Source organism: Synechococcus sp. R55.7, from assembly GCF_047461955.1.
Lineage (GTDB): Bacteria > Cyanobacteriota > Cyanobacteriia > Thermostichales > Thermostichaceae > Thermostichus.
On record NZ_JANSIC010000219.1, the window covers coordinates 1 to 2,891 of the forward strand.

Annotated in this window: 2 protein-coding genes; one reads left to right on the forward strand and one right to left on the reverse strand. The window is 59.6% G+C overall.

Features of this window, described 5'->3' with window-relative positions; all coding sequences use genetic code 11:
- Window positions 1–1,711, forward strand: a 1,711-nt coding sequence (locus NW820_RS10540) for a tetratricopeptide repeat protein (protein WP_414407454.1), incomplete at its 5' end; no start/stop codon positions are given.
- Here the strand turns inward: NW820_RS10540 and rpaB are convergent.
- Window positions 1,684–2,424 carry a response regulator transcription factor RpaB gene (gene rpaB, locus NW820_RS10545; RefSeq protein WP_414329445.1) on the reverse strand — a complete coding sequence of 247 codons (741 nt, stop codon included), beginning with the start codon at window positions 2,422–2,424 and terminating at the stop codon, window positions 1,684–1,686. The two genes, NW820_RS10540 and rpaB, sit on opposite strands and share 28 nt — an antisense overlap.
- Between the last annotated feature and the right edge of the window lie 467 nt (window positions 2,425–2,891).

A 2,891-nucleotide genomic window follows, 5' to 3' on the forward strand; every position in this document is an offset into this window, starting at 1 on the left:
GGTTCAACGCTACCGACAGGCGGGGGATCTGAAAGCTGCTCTGCACCTCTGCCGGCAGCTTACCCGCACCCAGCCGCGTTTGTTCGCCGCTCAGGCGTTGCTGGGATCCCTTTATCTGCAGATGGGGGATCCCCGCCAAGCTTTGACCCCCTTGCAACTGGCTCTGCACCTGCGGGGGGATTGGGTGCCGGCCTGGCAGGATCTGGGCGATGCCTGGATGCAGCTTGGCAACCCAGAGGAAGCGGCGCGAGCCTACGAACAGGGCCTGGCCTTTGCCCCCGGTGATGGGCAATTGCTTTTCCGATTGGGCAGTTGTTGGCTCACCCTGGGGAAATTGGCCCAGGCAATTGAGGTGTTGCAACAGGCAGCAGCAGCCCAGCCTCCCCAGGTCTATGCCTTGGCAGCTTTGGGGAATGCCCTGATGCTCGATGGCCAAGCTGAGGAAGCGGAAGGCTGGTTTCGCCAAGCTCTCGCCCTTGCACCCCAGGAGGGGCGAATTCTCGTTAACCTCGGCCACTGCCTGCACCTGCAAGATCGCCTGGAAGAGGCCGCCGATTGTCTGCAACGGGCCATCTTGCTGCTGCCGAGGGACGCCCAGCCTCACAACAACCTGGGCACCATCTTGCAAGAACAAAACCGGCTGGAAGGGGCTATTGAGGCTTATCGGCGCGGCTTACAACTGGCCCCCCACTGGCCGGAGATCCACTACAACCTGGGCACGGCTTTGCTGACCCTGGGCCGCTACGAGGAGGGGTGGCGGGAATACGAATGGCGGCTGCAGCGACAAGAGGCGGCCTACCCGCGCTTTCTTTCGCCTCTGTGGACGGGATCCCCTCTGGGCCGCCAGACCCTGCTGATCTACGCCGAACAAGGGTTGGGGGACACGATTCAGTTTGTGCGCTACCTGCCGCTGCTGGCCGAGGCCCATCCCCAAGCGCAAATCTGCCTTCGCTGCCAGGAATCCCTCGTGGAGCTGTTCAGAGGGTGCCTGCCCCAGGTGCAGGTGATCTCGGAAACGGATCCCTTGCCCTCTTTCGATTGCCATCTGCCCTTGCTCAGCTTGCCACAGCGGTTGGGTACCACCCTGGAGACGATCCCGGCCCGCATCCCCTATCTTGTCTATCCCGTTCATGCCGGCGGGCCGCAGATCCCTTTGAGCCTCTCCTGGCGGGAAGACTGGCCGGAGCTTTCCCAGGAGCGGATGAAGGTGGGGCTGGTGTGGGCCAGCGGTCGGCGTGCCCATCCTGAGCTCAACCGCGTGCAAAGGCTGAAAAGTTGTCCTCTGGATCTGCTGCTCCAGCACTTGCATGGGCCTTCCATCCAGTGGGTTAGCCTGCAGGTGGGGGAAGATCTAAGGCCGCTGGGATCCCTATTGGAGCAGCACCAGGTGGTGGAGCTGGGATCCCGTTTCCGCAGTTTTGTCGATACAGCCGCAGCCGTTGCCCAGTTGGATCTGGTGATCAGCGTTGATACAGCCGTTGCTCATTTGGCCGGGGCGATGGGCAAGCCGGTATGGGTGCTGCTCCCCTTTGCCGCCGATTGGCGCTGGCTGCTCCATCGAGAAGATAGCCCCTGGTACCCCGGGGTAATGCGACTGTTTCGACAAGACACACCGGGAGACTGGGTTGGCGTGTTGAGGCGGGTGCAGGCCGCTCTTGAAGAGAGGTTGCGAGGGATCCCTTCTCAAGACCGTGCCTGTTCCTCCCCCTGAATGATGCGCTGAAATAGATAGCCGGTGCCTCGGGCCGTCAGGATCAGCTCTGGGTTGCTGGGGTCATCTTCCAGCTTGGCCCGCAGCCGCGAGATGTGGACATCCACCACCCGCGTATCCACATGGCGCTCCGGGGTATAGCCCCACACCTCTTGCAAAATCTCGGAGCGGGAAAAAGGCTCCCCCGACCGACTGACCAACAACTCCAGCAGACTAAACTCCATCCCCGTCAGGCGAATGCGCTCGTCCCGTTTGTAGACCTGCCGCTTGTTGGTATCGATGCGAATATCCCCCACTTGAATCACCCCAGAACTGGGGATCCCATCGTGGGCCGACCGCGCCACCCGGCGCAACACCGACCGAATGCGAGCTTCCAGCTCCTTGGGCGAAAAGGGCTTGACCACATAGTCGTCTGCCCCCAGCTCCAGCCCTGTGATACGGTCGGCTACATCTCCCAGCGCCGTCAGCATGATGATGGGGATGTCCGATTCTTTGCGCAGCTCCTGGCAAACCCCATAGCCATCCAGCTTCGGCATCATCACATCCAGCACCACCAGGTCGGGATCCTGCTTGTGGAAAACCTCCAGCGCCTCCTCGCCGTCCGAAGCTGTGACCACGTCGTATCCGATCATGGACAGACGGGTTTCCAAGATGCGTCGAATGCTGGCCTCATCATCGACCACCAGAATCCGTTCCTTACGCTGTGCTTCCACGGTGCTGCAACTCCTGAACTTCTAACGGTACTCGGTAAAAGAGAAATCTGAAAAAGAACTGAGGTGGGCGCTAACTTGAGTTGGGCGGATACAGGAACCTCAGGGGCTGCTCCTCAGTTGGGCAGACTCACCGAGTGAAATTGAACACTCACAAGCAATCATCTGCAATTAACCAAAGCCGCACCCCAGGGATGCAGCTCCGGGAAACAAGCACAAAACAGAAGGCCCTCTCAGCAGTCGATTCAATCTTGTTAAAAGCTCCAACTTCAATCCCACCTGATGATGCTGTCCAGTACCTGGTGCAAGGCACTCCTCCCCCCAAACCATTGCTCAAACCTGAGAGGCCTTCGTAAGAAGTTACTTTCCATAACCTAATTTATCATCCAAAATCGGCTGCCAACCCGCCTCGATGCTCTATTTTGCGGCTATTGGGCCGGACTTGATACATACCTTCACAACTTTTTCAG